Origin of the sequence: Streptomyces sp. NPDC005483, from assembly GCF_040606035.1 — a bacterium.
Taxonomy (GTDB): Bacteria; Actinomycetota; Actinomycetes; order Streptomycetales; family Streptomycetaceae; genus Streptomyces.
On the sequence record NZ_JBEXEA010000014.1, the window covers coordinates 37,513 to 54,392 of the forward strand.

Genomic DNA, 16,880 nt, shown 5'->3' on the forward strand with positions numbered 1-16,880 from the left:
ACGTTTGCGCAAGCGTTTACGCGCACTGCTGGATGGGATACCTTCCGGCCGTGGGACCGCCTTCCGGGAGGTCGCCTGTCCGGGAGGGGACTCGATGCCGACCATGGCCGACGTGGCCCGCAGCGCGGGGGTGTCCGTGGCGACCGTCTCGCACGTCCTCAACGGCACCCGGCCGGTCCTGCCCCACACCCGCCAGGCCGTACTGGACGCCGTCGACGAGCTCGGCTACACCCCCAACACCCTGGCCCGCTCCCTGGTGACCTCCCGAACCCGCTCCATCGGGCTCGCGGTGTCGGCGATCAGCAACCCGTACTTCACGGAGATCCTCCAGGGCGTCGAGGCGGGCGCGCTGGAACACGGCTACAGCCTGCTCATCGCCGATCCGCACGACGATCCCGACCACGAGCGCAAGGTCGTCCAGCTGCTGCACGAGAGACGCGTGGACGGCATGATCGTCGCGCCCTCCGCGGACCCGCGCGAACTCGTGTCCTACCTCGGGCGCCACCAGGTGCCGACGGTGTTCCTCGACCGGCTGGTCGCCTTCCCCGGGGACGGCCCGCAACCCTTCGACCAGGTCTGCGCCGAGAACACCGGGCCGACGGCCCGGCTGGTCACCCACCTCGCCGGACTCGGTCACCGGCGCATCGGCCTGGTGGCCGGCCTGCCCGGACTCAGCACCACCACCGAGCGGATCGCCGGATACCGACACGGCCTGACGGCCGCCGGTCTCCCCTACGACGATCACCTCGTCGTCCACGGCGACTCCGCGTCCGCCGGAGCCGAGCGCGCCACCGCCGCCCTGCTCTCCCTGGCCTCCCCGCCCACCGCCCTCGTCACCGCCAACAACGCGATGACCATCGGCACCCTGCGCGCCCTGCGTGAGCACGGCCTTTCGGTACCGGACGACCTCGCCCTGTGCTGTTTCGACGACTTCGCCTGGGCCGACCTGTTCTCGCCCCGGCTCACCGCGATCGCCCAGCCCAGCAGGGAGATCGGCGCGCAGGCGGTCCGGGTGCTCCTGGAACGCCTCGACGCACCGGACCGACCCGCGCGGACCGTGCGCCTGGACTGCACCTTCGTGCATCGCACGTCGTGCGGGTGCTCCGACGCCGGGGAGCGGTCGGCGCGCTCCGTACAGCCCTGGCAGCCCTCTTCGCAGCCCTCGCAGTTCGAGAAAGGAACCGATTCGTGATCGTCGTCGCCGGTGAGGCCCTGATCGATCTGGTACCGCAGGGCAGGGGTGCCCTGGCGGGTCTCAAGCCGGCGCTCGGCGGCGGCCCCTACAACACCGCCGTGGCCCTCGGCCGGCTCGGCTCCCCCACCGCCTTCTGCTCCCGCACCTCGCTCGACGCCTTCGGTGAGGCCCTGCTCGACGGGCTCCGGGAGGCGGGGGTGGACGTGTCCGCCGTGCAGCGCGGTGCGGAACCCACCACGCTCGCCGTCGCCACGATCGGCACCAACGGCTCGGCCGCCTACTCCTTCTACGTCGACGGCACCGCCGACCGCTTGTTCGCCACCCCCGCCGAGCTTCCCGCCGGCACGCGCGCGGTGTCCTTCGGCACCTGCTCGCTCGTCCTGGAACCGGGGGCGAGCGCCTACGAGGAGCTGCTGCGGACCGCGGCCGCGCGAGGGGTGTTCACCGCGCTCGACCCGAACATCCGCGCCGGGCTGATCCCCGACGCGGACGCCTACCGGGCCCGCTTCAAGAGCTGGCTGCCGTCGGTGTCGCTGCTCAAGCTCTCCGAGGAGGACGCGCTGTGGCTGGGCGGCACCCCGCGCGAGTGGCTGGCCGCGGGGCCCTCCGCCGTCGTGGTCACCCAGGGCGGTGACGGGCTGACCGTGTTCACCCGGGACGGGGCGGTACTTCCGGTGCCGGGCGAGAAGGTCGACGTCGTGGACACGATCGGCGCGGGCGACACGGTGAACGCGGCCCTGCTGCACGGCCTGGCCGCCCTCGACGCCCTGTCCCCGGAAGCGCTCGCCGCCCTGGGCGTCGAGGACTGGACCCGGCTGCTCCGGTTCGCGGCACGCGCGGCGGCGATCACCTGCTCACGAGCGGGGGCGCAGCCGCCGTACGCGTCCGAACTGGGCGAGCTGTAGGGGCCGTTGAACGAGCGGTGCCCCGCAGGGAACTCCCTGCGGGGCACCGCTCTTCCGCGTCTGCTCCGGACGCGTCTTCCGGTCTCGCCGACTGATGACTCAGGCCTTGCGGGCCCGGGTCGTCTTCTTGGCGGGCGTGGCCTTCGTGGGCGCTGCGGCGGCCTTCTTGGTGGCTGCGGCGGCCTTCTTGGTCGCCGTCGTCCGGGCCGTCGCCGTCTTCTGCGCCGTCGACCTGGCGGCGACCGTCTTCTTCGCCGCGGCCGTCTTCCTGGCCGGTGCCTTGCGCGGAGCCTTCACCGAGGTCCCGTCGCTGATCCGGTCGGCGCCGAGGATCTCCCTGAGGAACTTGCCGGTGTGGCTGGCCGGGACTCCGGCCACCTCCTCCGGGGTGCCCTCGGCGACGACGAGGCCGCCGCCCGCGCCGCCCTCGGGGCCCATGTCGACGACCCAGTCGGCCGTCTTGATCACATCGAGGTTGTGCTCGATGACGATGACGGTGTTGCCCTTGTCGACCAGCCCTGACAGGACCTTCAGCAGCTTGCTGATGTCCTCGAAGTGCAGGCCGGTGGTCGGCTCGTCCAGGACGTAGACCGTACGGCCGGTGGACCGCTTCTGGAGCTCGCTGGCGAGCTTCACACGCTGGGCCTCGCCGCCGGACAGGGTGGTCGCGGCCTGGCCGAGCCGGACGTAGCCGAGACCGACGTCCTTGAGGGTGTTGAGGTGGCGGGCGATCGCGGGGACGGCGTCGAAGAACTCCGTCGCCTCCTCGATCGGCATGTTCAGGACGTCGGCGATGGACTTGCCCTTGTAGTGGACCTCCAGGGTCTCCCGGTTGTAGCGGGCGCCGTGGCAGACCTCGCACGGGACGTAGACGTCCGGGAGGAAGTTCATCTCGATCTTGATGGTGCCGTCGCCCGCGCAGTTCTCGCAGCGGCCGCCCTTGACGTTGAAGGAGAAGCGGCCGGGCATGTAGCCGCGGACCTTCGCCTCGGTGGTCTCGGCGAACAGCTTGCGGACGTGGTCGAAGACGCCGGTGTACGTCGCCGGGTTCGATCGCGGGGTGCGGCCGATGGGCGACTGGTCGACGTGCACGACCTTGTCGACGAGGTCGTCGCCGTCCACGCGCGTGTGCCGGCCCGGGACACTCCTCGCACCGTTGAGCTCGCGCGCCAGGTGGGTGTACAGGATGTCGTTGACCAGGGTCGACTTGCCGGAGCCCGAGACGCCGGTGACCGCGGTGAACACGCCCAGCGGGAAGGACACGTCGATGTCCTGGAGGTTGTTCTCGCGGGCCCCGTGCACCGTGAGCTGCCGGGACGGGTCGAGCGGGCGCCTGATGTCGGGCAGCGGGATGGCCTTCTTGCCCGACAGGTACTGGCCCGTCTCGGACTCGGAGTTGGCGAGCAGCTCCTTCAGGGAGCCGCTGTGCACGACCTTGCCGCCGTGCTCGCCCGCGCCGGGGCCGATGTCGACGATCCAGTCGGCGACCTTGATGGTGTCCTCGTCGTGCTCGACGACGATGAGCGTGTTGCCCATGTCGCGCAGCCGGACCAGGGTCTCGATCAGCCGGTGGTTGTCGCGCTGGTGCAGGCCGATGGACGGCTCGTCGAGGACGTACAGGACACCGACGAGTCCGGAGCCGATCTGGGTGGCCAGGCGGATGCGCTGGGCCTCGCCGCCGGAGAGGGTGCCGGCCGCGCGGTTCAGCGAGAGGTAGTCCAGGCCGACGTCGACCAGGAACTTCAGCCGCTCGTTGACCTCCTTCAGGACCCGCTCGGCGATCTTCTTGTCGCGGGCGCTGAGCTTCAGCTCGCCCAGGAAGTCCGCGCAGTCGCTGATGGACATGCCGGAGACCTCGGCGATCGACTTGCCCATGACGGTGACCGCCAGGACGAGCGGCTTCAGACGGGTGCCCTCACAGGTGGGACACGGCACCTCGCGCATATAGCCCTCGAAGCGCTCCCGGCTGGCGTCGCTCTCGGACTCGCTGTGCCGGCGCTTGACGAAGGGGACGGCCCCTTCGAAGGGGGTCGTGTAGACCCGCTCGCGGCCGTACCGGTTGCGGTAGCGGACCTCGATCTGCGTCTTGTGGCCGTACAGCAGGGCCTTCTTGGCGCGCTGCGGCAGTCCCGCGAAGGGGATGTCCGTCCGGAACCCGAGGGCGTCCGCGAGGGCGCCGATCAGGCGGCCGAAGTAGTCCTTGGTGTGTCCGTGCGACCAGGGGTGGATGGCGCCCTCGTCGAGGGACTTGTCCTCGTCCGGGACGATCAGCTCGGGGTCGACCTCCATGCGCGTGCCGATGCCGGTGCACTCGGGGCAGGCGCCGAAGGGCGAGTTGAAGGAGAAGGAGCGGGGCTCCAGCTCCTCGAAGGACAGGTCGTCGTACGTGCAGTACAGGTGCTCCGAGAACATGCGCTCGCGCTCGGGGTCGTCCTCGGGGAGGTCGACGAAGTCGAGCACGACCATGCCGCCGGACAGGCCGAGGGCGGTCTCCACGGAGTCGGTGAGACGGCGCTTGGCGGAGTCCTTCACCGTGAGGCGGTCGATGACCACCTCGATGGTGTGCTTCTCCTGCTTCTTCAGCGTGGGCGGGTTGGAGAGCTGGACGGTCTCACCGTCCACGCGGGCGCGGCTGTACCCCTTGGTCTGGAGGTCGGCGAAGAGGTCGACGAACTCCCCCTTGCGCTCCCGCACCAGCGGCGAGAGCACCTGGAAGCGGCTCCCCTCCGGCAGCTCCAGGACCCGGTCGACGATGGCCTGCGGCGACTGGCGCGAGATCGGCCGGCCGCACTCGGGGCAGTGCGGCTTGCCGATGCGCGCGAAGAGCAGACGCAGGTAGTCGTAGACCTCGGTGATGGTGCCGACCGTCGAGCGCGGGTTGCGCGAGGTCGACTTCTGGTCGATGGAGACCGCGGGCGAGAGGCCCTCGATGAAGTCGACGTCGGGCTTGTCCATCTGGCCGAGGAACTGGCGGGCGTACGAGGAGAGCGACTCCACGTAGCGCCGCTGGCCCTCGGCGAAGATGGTGTCGAAGGCCAGGGAGGACTTGCCCGACCCGGACAGGCCCGTGAAGACGATGAGCGAGTCGCGAGGCAGGTCGAGCGAGACGTTCTTCAGGTTGTGCTCGCGCGCGCCACGGACGATGAGACGGTCGGCCACGCCGGTCCGCACCTTTCTTGGCTTGAGAGGAGTGACAGGGGCGGGGCCCCCGTGCTTTCTCAGACTAGGGGGAGCCACTGACAACGCCGGTCGGATTCCCGGATGCATAACAATCCCCGGCCTTCCAGCATGCCCGACGCCGCACCCGACCATATAGCACGTGCTTTCGATTTACGGCACTGCTTCACCACCTTCACCCAAAGGTGTGGCGGAGCTAAGGTCAGCAGCATGATTGATCACGCTCATGACCTGGAGTCTGTACGTGGTGCGACCGAGCGGCTGCTGACCGCAGCCGCCACACTGGACGACGCGGCCGTGACCGAGTCGTCACGGCTGCCGGGCTGGAGCCGCGGTCATGTCCTCGCGCACCTCTCCCGCAACGCCGACGCCCTGGTGAACGTTCTGCGCGGACAGCCCATGTACGCCTCCGCGGAAGCGCGTGACACCGACATCGAGCGCGACGCCCCGCGCCCCCTCGACGTCCAGCTCACCGACCTCCGCGACAGTGCCGAGCGTTTCCAGGAGCTCGGGGCCGCGCCGGCGGACTGGTCGCGCGCGGTCGAGCTGCGCAACGGAGTCACCGACTCGGCGGCCCGGGTGCCGTTCCGGCGGTGGGCCGAGGTGGAGCTGCACCATGTCGATCTCGGGATCGGGTACGAGCTGGAGGACCTTCCGGAGGAGTTCACACAGCGCGAGATCACCTTCCTGACGGAGCGGTTCCGGGGCCATCCCGACGTACCCGCCCTCCTGCTCGAACAGGACGACGGCCGCCGGATCCCGACGGGCGGCGAAGGGGAACCCCCGCTCGTCGTCACCGGCCGCCGGGCCGACCTGCTCGGCTGGCTCGCCGGCCGCCGCGACGGCTCGGCACTGACGGTCCACGGCGGCACGCTCCCCCCGCTGCCCCCGCTATAGGCTGCCGCCATGACGTACAGCGGACAGGTGACGGTCGGCGGGTCCGCCGACGTGCACGAGCTCAAGGACCTGATGATCACCAAGATCGCGGTCGGCCCGATGAACAACAACGCCTATCTGCTGCGCTGCCGGGCCACCGACGAGCAACTGCTGATCGACGCCGCCAACGAGGCGGACACCCTTCTGGGCATGATCGGTGACGACGGCATCGCGTCCGTCGTCACCACGCATCAGCACGGCGACCACTGGCAGGCGCTCGCCGCGGTCGTCGCGGCCACGCGTGCGCGTACGTACGCCGGCCGGGAGGACGCCGACGGCATCCCCGTACCCACCGACGTGCCGGTCGACGACGGCGACGTCATCCGGGTGGGTCAGGTCGAGCTGACCGCGCGCCACCTGGTCGGTCACACGCCCGGCTCGATCGCCCTCGTCTACGACGACCCGCACGGGCATCCCCATGTGTTCACCGGGGACTGCCTGTTCCCTGGAGGCGTGGGCAACACCCGCAAGGATCCCGAGGCGTTCGCCAGTCTGATCCACGACGTCGAGACGAAGATCTTCGACGCGCTGCCGGACGAGACCTGGGTGTACCCGGGACACGGCGACGACACGACGCTGGGCGCGGAGCGGCCGCACCTTCCGGAGTGGCGCGCACGGGGGTGGTGAACCCTGGGGTACGCGCCCCGCGCGCGCCCCATCGTGCGCGCCCCGTGTGAACGCTTCACACACGCCGGTGTCACGCACGCGCTCCCGGCGCACATGGTTGCGCAGTCAACTGGGAGCAGCCCCGCACAGGATGACGGCTCCTGCGCGGTACGGGCCGCCGGTCTTTCATCCCCGCCCTCGACCGGCGGCCCCGGCGTTCTGTCCGGAAAGCGTTCACAGGAATGCAACACGCGTTCCCAATATGCGGACTTTTGCCGTCGTGACCTCGACAAACGGGACAGCGGACTGCCACTCTCCCGCCATGCACCCTGCCCCCCGCGCCCTGCGCCGCGCCGCCGCCGCGGCATCCATAGCCCTGCTCGCCACCGCCGTCGGCTGTGCTCCGCAGCCCGACGACGACGCGAACGCCAAGGCCTCGGGGTCGACCGGAGCCACCTGCGCCCAGGGCAAGTTGGCCACCAAGACCTCCGGCAAGCTGACGATCGCCACCGACGAGCCGGCGTACGAGCCCTGGTTCAAGGACGACAAGCCCGCGAGCGGCAAGGGGTTCGAGTCGGCGGTCGCGTACGCCGTGGCGAAGCAGCTCGGCTATGACAAGAGCGCCGTCGTCTGGCAGAGCGTCCCCTTCAACAAGGCCTTCGCGCCCGGGGAGAAGACCTTCGACTTCGACATCAACCAGGTGTCGATCAGTGCCGAGCGCAAGAAGGCCGTGGACTTCTCGTCCGGCTACTACGACGTACGTCAGGCCGTCATCGCGCTCAAGGGCACCAAGGCCGCCAAGGCGAAGACCATCGCCGATCTGAAGGGCCTCAAGCTGGGCGCCCAGGTCGGCACGACGAGCCTGAACTACATCCAGGACGTGGTGAAGCCGACGCAGCAGGCCGCCGTTTACGCGAAGAACGACCAGGCCAAGTCCGCACTGCAGAACAAGCAGGTGGACGCCATCGTCGTGGACCTGCCCACCGCCTTCTACATCACCGCGGCCGAGGTGACGGACGGCACGATCGTCGGGCAGTTCGAGAACCAGGGCGGCACGCCGGAGCAGTTCGGGCTCGTGCTCGACAAGGGCAGCGCGCTCACCTCCTGCGTGACCGGCGCCGTGGACGCCCTGCGCAAGGACGGCACGCTCGCGAAGCTGGAGCAGACGTGGCTGTCGGACGCGGTCGACGCCCCGGTGCTCAAGTGACGCTCACGAAGGACGAGGCCGGCCAGGACGGCATCGGCGGCTCCTACACGCCGTCGCAGCGGCGGATCGAACGGGAGCGCCTCAAGCGCACCCGCGCCCGCCGCGCGACGGCCGTCGCCGCCGTCTCGACCCTGGTCACCGCCGTCGTCCTGTACCTGGTCGTCGTCAACGCGCCCGGCTGGCCGCGCACCAAGGAGACGTTCTTCAGCGGGCAGTACGCGCGCGAGGCGTTCCCGAAGGTCCTCGAAGGGCTCTGGCTGAACGTCCGGCTGCTGCTGATCTGCGGTGTCGCCGTGCTGGTGCTCGGCATGCTGATCGCCATCGCCCGCACCCTGCGCGGTCCGGTGTTCTTCCCGCTGCGCGTCCTGGCCGCCGCCTACACGGACTTCTTCCGGGGCCTTCCGCTCATCATCAACCTCATGATCGTCGTCCTGGGCGTGCCGGCGCTGCGGCTCCAGGGCGTGACGGTCGACCCGGTGTGGCTGGGCGGCACGGCGCTCACGCTGACGTATTCGGCGTACGTGGCCGAGGTGTTCCGCGCCGGCATCGAGTCCGTGCATCCCTCGCAGCGCGCCGCGGCCCGTTCGCTCGGGTTGTCCAACCGGCAGGCGCTGCGGTACGTGGTGCTGCCGCAGGCGGTGCGCCGCCAGGTGCCGCCGCTGCTGAACGACCTGGTGTCCCTCCAGAAGGACACGGGTCTGGTGTCGATCGGCGGCGCGATCGACGCCGTACGGGCCGCCGACATCATCGTCGGGCGGAGCCTCAACTACACGCCGTACATCGTCGCGGGCCTGGTGTTCGTGGCGCTGACCATCCCGATGACCCGCTTCACGGACTGGGTGACGGCGCGGATGGACCGTCAGCGGGCCCAGGGAGGGACCACATGAGCGACGCAGACGCGCCGGTGCTGCGGATGGAGTCCGTCCGCAAGACCTTCGGCGGCTCGGTCGTGCTGCGGGACGTCGACCTGGAGGTCGCCCCGCACACGGTGACCGCGCTGATCGGCGCCTCCGGCTCCGGCAAGTCGACGCTGCTGCGCTGCGCCAACCTGCTGGAGGAGATCGACGACGGCGCCATCTGGCTGGACGGCGAGGAGATCACCGATCCGCGCGTCGACCAGGACGCGGTACGGCGCCGTATCGGCGTGGTCTTCCAGGCGTACAACCTCTTTCCGCACATGACGGTGCTGGAGAACATCACGCTGGCCCCGCGCCGGGTGCACGGAGCGGCACGCGCGGAGGCGGAGGAACACGCTCGCGAGCTGCTGGAGCGGCTCGGGCTGGGTGGCAAGGCCGGCGAGTACCCCGACCGGCTGAGCGGCGGTCAGCAGCAGCGGGTGGCGATCGTGCGGGCCCTCGCCGTGCGTCCCCGCCTGCTGCTGCTCGACGAGATCACCGCGGCCCTCGACCCCGAGCTGGTGGGCGAGGTGCTGAACGTGGTGCGCGACCTCAAGGGCGACGGGATGACCATGATGCTGGCCACGCACGAAATGGGCTTCGCGCGGGAGGTCGCCGACCAGGTCTGTTTCCTGGACTCCGGTGTGGTCCTCGAGCGCGGGACCGCCGGGCAGATCTTCGGCGACCCGCAGCAGGAGCGCACGCGGCGCTTCCTGAAGCGGATCGTGGAGGCAGGGCGACTGTAGGAGCTGTAAGGACCGCCCGTCCTGGACGTCGGTCCTTACGCGTCGGCCTGGGCCGGTCCCGCGAGTGCCGCGACCCGCTCCACGCCGAACACGTAGCCCTGCACGCCGCAGCCGGCGATGACCCCGTCCGCGCGCAGCGAGACGTAGGAGTGGTGCCGGAAGGACTCGCGCTGGTGGATGTTGGAGATGTGCACCTCCAGCACCGGCATGCCGTCACAGGTGTTGAGCGCGTCCAGAATCGCGACCGACGTGTGCGAGTAGGCACCGGGGTTGATGACGATCCCGCAGTGGTTGAGCCTCGCCTCGTGGATCCAGTGGACCAGTTCGCCCTCGTGGTTGGACTGCCGGAAGTCCACCGTGCCGCCGTGCGCGGCCGCCGCCTTGGCGCACAAGGCCTCGACGTCGGCGAGGGTGTCCTTGCCGTAGATCTCCGGCTGCCGCTGACCCAGCAGGTTCAGGTTGGGGCCGTTGAGGATCATGATCGGGGCGTTGGCCAGGGTGCGGGGCACGGTTCCTCCGGTCGGTGAAGACGGGCTGCTCGGACCCCGGTTTATCACGGTGCGCCGCGCGCGGTGCGGCCCGTACCCTCCGGGCATGACGACGATCTCGTACCCGCCCAAGCCCGTACCCGGCGACCGCATAGCCGTCATCTCCCCCGGCGCCGGACTGCCGGGGCTCTTCCCCCGCCCCTACGAGCTGGGGCTCGAGCGGCTGCGCAAGGAGTACGGGCTGGAGCCGGTCGAGTATCCGTCGACCCGCAGGATGGGCTCGACGCCCCGGGAGCGTGCCGACGACATCCATGCCGCGTTCGCCGACCCGAGCATCAAGGCGGTCATGGCGTCGATCGGCGGCGACGACCAGATCACGGTGCTGCCGTTCCTGGACCGGGAGTTGATCCGGGCGAACCCGAAGCCGTTCTTCGGGATGAGCGACAACACGAACCTGCTCGCCTATCTGTACAACACCGGCATCGTCGGCTATCACGGCGCGACCGTGATGACCGCGCTCGGGCGCCCGGTGGCCATGGACGCCCTGACCGCCGACTCCCTGCGGGCGGCGCTGTTCACCTCCGGCACGTACGAACTCGCGCCCGCCGCCCGCCGGCGGGACGTCGACCGCGACTGGGCTGACCCCGCCACCTTCGACGCCGAGCCGGAGACCCGCCCCGGCAACGGCTGGACGTGGGTGAACGCCGACCGGGTGGTGGAGGGCCGCAGTTGGGGCGGCTGCCTGGAGATCGTGGGCTGGCTCCTGATGGCCGACCGCGAGATCGCGCGCGACCCGAGCGTGTACGACGGCGGAGTGCTGCTCCTGGAGACCTCGGAGGAGATGCCGAGCGATGTCGAGGTCTTCCGCACCCTGCGGAACATGGGCGAACGCGGACTCCTCCAGCGCTTCTCCGCACTGCTGTGGGGCCGCCCCAAGACCTGGTCCTTCGATCGCCCCAACAGCCCCGAGGAGGCGGATCGTTACGCCGCCGACCAGTGCGAGGCGGCACTGCGGGCCATGCGCATCTATGCCCCCGAGACCCCCATCGTCTTCGACGTGGACTTCGGCCACACCGATCCACAACTCGTCGTCCCCTACGGCGGTCTCGTCCGCGTCGACGGTCCCGCCCGGCGCATCAGCGTCACCTACTGATCACGTCCGGACGTGCCCGCGCCTCCCCATGCCCTCCATGACGTCGGCCGCCTTCGGGCCCGTCACGGGTTGATCGCCAGTTCCAGGTAGGCGGCGAACAGCACCAGATGCACGCCGCCCTGGAGCGGTGTGGCTCGGCCGGGAACCACCGTCAGGGAGCTCACCACCACCGTCAGGGCCAGCAGCACCATGTGGGTGGAGCCGAGGCCGAGGACGAGCGGGCCGGAGAGCCAGACCGATGCCAGGGCGACCGCGGGGATGGTCAGGCCGATGCTGGCCATGGCGGAGCCGAGGGCGAGGTTGAGGCTGGTCTGGACACGGTCGCGGCGCGCGGAGCGCAGGGCGGCGATGCTCTCGGGGAGCAGCACCAGCAGGGCGATGATCACACCCACGACGGCCTGTGGCAGACCGGCCTTGGCCACCCCGGACTCGATGGTGGGCGAGACGCCCTTGGCCAGTCCGACCACCCCGATCAGGGCCAGACCCAGCAGGCCCAGGCTGATCAGGGCGGCACGGGCGGTGGGCGCGTGGGCGTGGTCGTCGACGGTGATCACCTCGCCCTGGTGGGTGATCGGGAGGAAGTAGTCCCGGTGCCGTACCGTCTGGGTCGCCACGAACAGGCCGTACAGGATGAGCGAGGACAGCGCGGCGAAGGTCAGCTGGGTGCTGGAGAATTCCGGACCTGGCTTGCTCGTCGTGAACGTCGGCAGCACCAGGCTCAGCGTGGCCAGGGTGGCGACCGTGGCGAGGGCGGCGCCGGTGCCCTCGGGGTTGAAGACCGCGGTGCCGTGGCGCAGCGAGGCCACGAGGAGGCTGATGCCGACGATGCCGTTGCAGGTGATCATCACGGCCGCGAAGACCGTGTCCCTGGCCAGGGTCGAACTCTTGTCGCCACCGTCCACCATCAGGGTGACGATCAGGGCCACCTCGATGATCGTGACGGCGACGGCGAGGACGAGCGAGCCGAACGGTTCACCGACCCGGTGGGCGATCACCTCGGCGTGGTGCACGGCGGCCAGCACGGCCCCGGCGAGGACCAGGGTCACGAGCACGACGACCGCCCCGGGCAGATCGCGGCCCCAGGTGAACACCAGCAGGATGACCGCGAGCACCGGCACGACGGACGTCCAGCTCGTGGTGAGCGACCTGAGCCGAGCGATCATGCAGCGATCGTCCCAGAGGCGGGGGTGCTCCGCCAGGGCTACTTGAGCTCGCGCGACTCCAGGACGTCACAGTTGGTGTAGACACGTTCGCCGATGCTCAGCGCGCCCAACTGCTCCGCGAGTTTGCCCGTCTCGGGATCGTCGCTGTTGCGCATGGCCTCGTCGTACGACTCGAACTCGACCAGCGCCAGATAGTGGTTCGGCTTGTCCCGGTCCTTCAAAAGCATGCTGTGGGTCGGGCCACCCGTCCTGCCCTCGCTGCGCTGCCCAGCCTCCTGCAGCACCTGCTGCATCTCTTCGAGGCGCTCGGTCTCGAAGCCGATGATCTGCACGAACTTCATGGGCGTCTCCTGCCGGCCACGGCGTCCCCGAGCCGGGGTACGCGCACTGGAACCAAACAAGCACCGGGAGCGATACCCGGCAATTCGCCGCGCACCGCTCCCGGTGGTGGTTCTTCCTACGTCGGCCGTGGTCAGGCCTCGATGCTGTCCTTCGGAGCGCCTTCGCTCTCCGCCTGCGCCGCTTCGGCCGCCGCCTGCTTCCTGGTGGCCATCAGGCTGGTGATCGTGGTGACGATCAGGACCGAGCAGATGACGCCGAGCGAGACCGGAATGCTGATCTCGGGGACATGGACCCCGGACTCGTGCAGGGCGTGCAGCACCAGCTTGACGCCGATGAAGCCCAGGATGATCGACAGGCCGTAGCTGAGGTGGACCAGCTTCCGCAGCAGGCCGCCGATGAGGAAGTACAGCTGCCTCAGGCCCATCAGGGCGAACGCGTTGGCCGTGAAGACGATGTACGGGTCCTGGGTCAGACCGAAGATCGCGGGGATCGAGTCGAGCGCGAAGAGCACGTCGGTGGAGCCGATCGCGAGCATCACGACGAGCATCGGCGTCATGACCCGCTTGCCGTTCTCCACGATCCACAGCTTGGTGCCGTGGTAGCGGTCGGCCACACCGAACCTGCGCTCGGCGGCCTTGAGCAGCTTGTTCTCCTCGAACTCCTCTTCCTCCTCGTCGGCCCGGGCCTCCTGGATGAGCTTCCAGGCGGTCCAGATGAGGAAGGCGCCGAAGATGTAGAACACCCACGCGAAGCTGGCGATGATCGCGGCACCGGCGGCGATGAAGATCGCGCGCAGCACCAGGGCTATGAGGACACCGACGAGCAGCACCCGCTGCTGGTACTGCGAGGGCACCGCGAACTTCGCCATGATCAGGACGAAGACGAAGAGGTTGTCCACGCTCAGGGACTTCTCGGTGATGAAGCCCGCGAAGAACTCACCGGCGGGCTCGCCGCCGGAGAAGATCATCAGGCCGAGGCCGAAGAGGCCGGCGAGGGCGATCCAGACGACCGTCCAGATACCGGCTTCCTTGATCGACACGTCGTGCGGCTTGCGGCCGATGAAGAAGTCGACCGCGATGAGGGCGGCGAGGCCCACGATCGTCAGGACCCACAGGGTCACGGAAACATCCACAGTTCCTCCGGCAATACGTAACGGCAAGTAACCAGCGTCGTCGCGCTGCCGGAGGTCTCTTCCACCCACGGTGGGCCGACGCCCCGGGATCAGGCCTGATCCGTATTGACGGGTACGCCGCAGTCGACAGGGAGTACTCCCCTCCGTGCCACCAACCGTACCCCAATCACCAAGGCAAGGTAAAGCAGTTGGCAAAAGAAAGGTCAAAATCCCTGATCAGGGTGGCTTTACGTGTACTTGGTGCGAGCCTCCGCGACCTGGGCAAGGACCTGCTGGAGCACCTGGCTGCCGGGCGGGACGAGTGCGGGCTCGTAGGTCCAGGCATGCCCGACCCACGGGTCGGCGAGGTGGTCGTCGGGCACCGGGGTCAGCCGCATGAGCGAGCGCCACAGGGGGTCGAGGAGGGGGCCGTAGCCGGATGCCTCCTCACGGTCCGCGACCATCATCAGATGGACGCCGACGGCCGGTCCCTCGTCCGCGAGGTAGCGCAGCTGGGTCACGGCCCGGTCGTCGAAGCCGTGCGGGAAGTCGTTGACGATCAGGAGGTGCTCGGAGGTGTCGAGGCCGGGCGGGAGGGAGTCGGCCGCGCCGCCACGGACCGCCATCTGCACGAGGTCGACACGCTGGGTGAGGCGGGCCAGGACATCCGCCACGCCCGCCGCGCCGATGGCGGGCGGGGCCGCGAGCACGCCGGACCACACCAGGGGGGCGAGCGCCTGCGCACCCGAGCCGGCCGGGTCGATGACGTGCAGGGTGTAGTCCCCGGCCGGATGGACGGCGAGGAGCCGGGCCGCGAGCGCCACGGCCGTGTCCATGGCGAGGCGGTGCAGTTCGTGGGGGTCGAGGAACGAGCCGTCGAGAGATCCGGCGGCCCCGCTGTCGATCCACAGGCCGCGCTCCAGCGGCAGCCGGACCAGCATCGGGATACGCAGCTCGGCGCACTCGGGCAGATGCAGGTCGCCCAGGCGCACGGCCATGGGCACCTCGAAGGGCACCCGGTAGCCGTGCCAGACGGGGTTGTCCCAGCGGGCATACGCGGGCGGCAGGGCGGGTTCGACCACCTCGGACTCCGCCGTGAGCTGGCCGAGATCCCGGTCGTAGGCCGCGCGGGCCTGTTCGACGAGCTGGGCCTGCTTGGCACGGGCGGCCTCACGCGCGGCGTCGCCCTGTCCGCCGATCCGGTGGCGGGGGTCGGCGAGGGCCGCGTCCAGCTCCTTCTCCAGGCGGGAGTCGGCGAAGTCGACGGCACTGCGGTACGCGGCCGTGGAGCGGGCCAGATCCTCGAACATGCCCCACACCTGGTTGTAGAGCCGCTCCTCCATGGACCAGCCGGTGGCGTCCCCGGCGACGGGCCGCGCGGGCTGCCCCGGCTGGGCGGGAGGCACGGCGGGCGGGGGCGGCGGCGGGGCGGTGTCCTGCCGCCGGGGGTGGCTGTAGTCGATCGGGGCGCCGACGGTGGGCGGCTGCGCGGCGGTGTCCGCGGGCACCGGGGTGTATCCGGGCTGCGGTGTGCCCTGCGGGCCGTAAGGGGAGGTGGGCTGCGGTGTGCCGGAGGCCGGACCGCCGCTCGGCGGCACCGGCGGCGGGGGGCTCGGGGGTTGTGAGCCGTACGGCGACAGGGGCTGCGGCGGTACGGCACCGGGGGCGCCCTGGGCCGCGGACGAGCCCTGGTCCGGGCCCGGCGTCGGCGTGGCCGTCTGCCGGGGGCGGTCGCCGTCCGCCGTGAGCGGCGGTGGCATCGGCACCGCGCGGGCCAGGCCCCGGGCCACCGCCTCGTGGATGTCATGGACGAGCTGGTGGGCCTGGGGTAGGCCCTGGTCGGTGAGGAGTTCGGCGAGGCCGCCCGCATAGCCCTGTCCCACGGCGCGTACCTTCCAGGCGCCCTGGCGGCGGTAGAGCTCCAGCGCGACGACGGCGGACTCGGCGTCCAGGCCGGTGATGGTGTAGCCGGCGAGCTCGGCGCCGTCCAGCCCGGTGACCGCGACGAAGGGGGCGGCGACGGCGCCGAAGCGTGCCGGGCCGCCTGCCCCGGGCAGCGCGAGCAGCACATGGACCCGGTGGACGGCCTCGGGCACCGCGCCGAGATCGACCGCGAGGCGGTGGTCGGCGGCCGCCTGCCGGGAGACCTCCAGGCCGGGCAGGGTGGGCGCGCCGGGGTGGACGACCCACTCGACGCCGTGCACCCGGCCCTGCTCGTCGCCGAGCGTGGCTCCGGCCAGGACCGGCGTGCCGGCCGCGATCCGGATCTCGAGTCGGGCCTGGGAGAGCGGGTGGTTCTGCCCCCGCACCAGCTCGGCCGTCATCGCCTTCTCCCCCCGTGTCGTGGTGTCGGTCGGGTGCCGCTCGGCAGGCCGGTTACAGGTGCGGCAGGATCGCCGGCATCAGGTCCTGGAAGGTCCGGCCGTTGGCCGGGGTGCCGAGGGCTGTCATGCTCCAGCCCGGACCCGTCCGGTGCACCTTCGCCATGATCTGGGCGGTGTAGGCGCCGCCGCCGGCGAGCGTGTAGCGGGCGAGCTCCTGGCCGTTGGTCTCGTCGACCAGGCGGCAGAAGGCGTTCTGCACCTCCTGGAAGGTCTGGCCCGTGAAGGAGTTCACCGTGAAAACAATCTGGTCGACGTGGACGGGGACACGGGAGAGGTCCACGAGGATCGCCTCGTCGTCGCCGCCCTGGCCCACGCCGCCGACGAGGTTGTCACCGGTGTGCTTGACGGAACCGTCGTCGCTCACCAGGTGGCGGAAGAAGACGACGTCGACGGGCTGCTTGTCCGCGAACAGCACAGCGGAGGCGTCCAGGTCGATCTCCCGCGTGCGCGAGCCGAACAGGCCGCGCCGGGGAGCCGCCTGCCAGCCGAGGCCCATGCGCACCGCGGTCAGGCTGCCTCCGTCGTTCTTCTGCAGACTGATGGCCTGACCCTTGGTCATGTTGACGGTCAC

15 protein-coding genes are annotated in these 16,880 nt (G+C 70.3%); 8 read left to right on the forward strand and 7 right to left on the reverse strand.

Features of this window, described 5'->3' with window-relative positions:
- The first annotated feature begins 94 nt into the window (after positions 1 to 94).
- Both ABZT06_RS26040 and ABZT06_RS26045 read left to right on the forward strand, forming a co-directional pair.
- Positions 95 to 1,192 carry a LacI family DNA-binding transcriptional regulator gene (locus tag ABZT06_RS26040; RefSeq protein WP_355745448.1) on the forward strand — a complete coding sequence of 366 codons (1,098 nt, stop codon included), beginning with the start codon at positions 95 to 97 and terminating at the stop codon, positions 1,190 to 1,192.
- Positions 1,189 to 2,100: a carbohydrate kinase gene (locus tag ABZT06_RS26045; RefSeq protein WP_355745451.1), complete on the forward strand. Its 912-nt coding sequence runs from the start codon at positions 1,189 to 1,191 to the stop codon at positions 2,098 to 2,100. Before ABZT06_RS26040 ends, ABZT06_RS26045 begins: the two co-directional genes overlap by 4 nt.
- A gap of 99 nt (positions 2,101 to 2,199) precedes the next feature.
- Here the strand turns inward: ABZT06_RS26045 and uvrA are convergent, their stop codons facing one another.
- Positions 2,200 to 5,259, reverse strand: a complete 3,060-nt coding sequence (uvrA, locus tag ABZT06_RS26050; RefSeq protein ID WP_355745454.1) for an excinuclease ABC subunit UvrA — start codon at positions 5,257 to 5,259, stop codon at positions 2,200 to 2,202.
- Between the two features lie 228 nt (positions 5,260 to 5,487).
- On the opposite strand from uvrA, the gene ABZT06_RS26055 reads away from it, so the two are divergent.
- From ABZT06_RS26055 to ABZT06_RS26075, 5 genes are all read left to right on the forward strand, one after another.
- Positions 5,488 to 6,174, forward strand: a complete 687-nt coding sequence (locus tag ABZT06_RS26055) for a maleylpyruvate isomerase family mycothiol-dependent enzyme (RefSeq protein ID WP_355745457.1) — start codon at positions 5,488 to 5,490, stop codon at positions 6,172 to 6,174.
- 9 nt (positions 6,175 to 6,183) lie between these two features.
- Positions 6,184 to 6,840: an MBL fold metallo-hydrolase gene (locus ABZT06_RS26060; RefSeq protein ID WP_355745460.1), complete on the forward strand. Its 657-nt coding sequence runs from the start codon at positions 6,184 to 6,186 to the stop codon at positions 6,838 to 6,840.
- A 301-nt stretch (positions 6,841 to 7,141) separates the two neighbouring features.
- Entirely contained in the window at positions 7,142 to 8,026 is an 885-nt protein-coding gene (locus ABZT06_RS26065) for an ABC transporter substrate-binding protein (RefSeq protein WP_355745463.1), read from the forward strand.
- Positions 8,023 to 8,913, forward strand: a complete 891-nt coding sequence (locus tag ABZT06_RS26070; RefSeq protein WP_355745466.1) for an amino acid ABC transporter permease — start codon at positions 8,023 to 8,025, stop codon at positions 8,911 to 8,913. Before ABZT06_RS26065 ends, ABZT06_RS26070 begins: the two co-directional genes overlap by 4 nt.
- Complete coding sequence (locus ABZT06_RS26075; protein ID WP_355745469.1) at positions 8,910 to 9,668, forward strand: amino acid ABC transporter ATP-binding protein; 759 nt, start codon at positions 8,910 to 8,912, stop codon at positions 9,666 to 9,668. Before ABZT06_RS26070 ends, ABZT06_RS26075 begins: the two co-directional genes overlap by 4 nt.
- Positions 9,669 to 9,703: 35 nt before the next feature.
- On the opposite strand, the gene aroQ is transcribed toward ABZT06_RS26075, so the two are convergent.
- Positions 9,704 to 10,177 (reverse strand): type II 3-dehydroquinate dehydratase, encoded by a 474-nt coding sequence (aroQ, locus tag ABZT06_RS26080; RefSeq protein ID WP_355745472.1) that lies wholly within the window; start codon positions 10,175 to 10,177, stop codon positions 9,704 to 9,706.
- Between the two features lie 85 nt (positions 10,178 to 10,262).
- Between aroQ and ABZT06_RS26085 the strand changes: the two genes are divergently transcribed.
- Positions 10,263 to 11,309, forward strand: coding sequence for a S66 peptidase family protein (locus tag ABZT06_RS26085; protein WP_355745475.1), 1,047 nt, complete (start codon positions 10,263 to 10,265; stop codon positions 11,307 to 11,309).
- Positions 11,310 to 11,371: 62 nt separating this feature from the next.
- Here the strand turns inward: ABZT06_RS26085 and ABZT06_RS26090 are convergent, their stop codons facing one another.
- The 5 genes from ABZT06_RS26090 to ABZT06_RS26110 all read right to left on the reverse strand — a co-directional run bounded on the left by ABZT06_RS26090 (position 11,372) and on the right by ABZT06_RS26110 (position 16,880).
- Entirely contained in the window at positions 11,372 to 12,472 is a 1,101-nt protein-coding gene (locus ABZT06_RS26090) for an ionic transporter y4hA (RefSeq protein WP_355745478.1), read from the reverse strand.
- Positions 12,473 to 12,510: 38 nt separating this feature from the next.
- Positions 12,511 to 12,813 (reverse strand): hypothetical protein, encoded by a 303-nt coding sequence (locus ABZT06_RS26095; protein WP_355745481.1) that lies wholly within the window; start codon positions 12,811 to 12,813, stop codon positions 12,511 to 12,513.
- 131 nt (positions 12,814 to 12,944) lie between these two features.
- Positions 12,945 to 13,946 carry a TerC family protein gene (locus ABZT06_RS26100; RefSeq protein WP_355745484.1) on the reverse strand — a complete coding sequence of 334 codons (1,002 nt, stop codon included), beginning with the start codon at positions 13,944 to 13,946 and terminating at the stop codon, positions 12,945 to 12,947.
- 227 nt (positions 13,947 to 14,173) lie between these two features.
- The gene (locus tag ABZT06_RS26105) at positions 14,174 to 16,249 is read right to left on the reverse strand and encodes a TerD family protein (protein WP_355745487.1); all 2,076 of its coding nucleotides are present in this window, start codon (positions 16,247 to 16,249) and stop codon (positions 14,174 to 14,176) included.
- 52 nt (positions 16,250 to 16,301) lie between these two features.
- Positions 16,302 to 16,880 carry a TerD family protein gene (locus ABZT06_RS26110; RefSeq protein ID WP_355745489.1) on the reverse strand — a complete coding sequence of 193 codons (579 nt, stop codon included), beginning with the start codon at positions 16,878 to 16,880 and terminating at the stop codon, positions 16,302 to 16,304.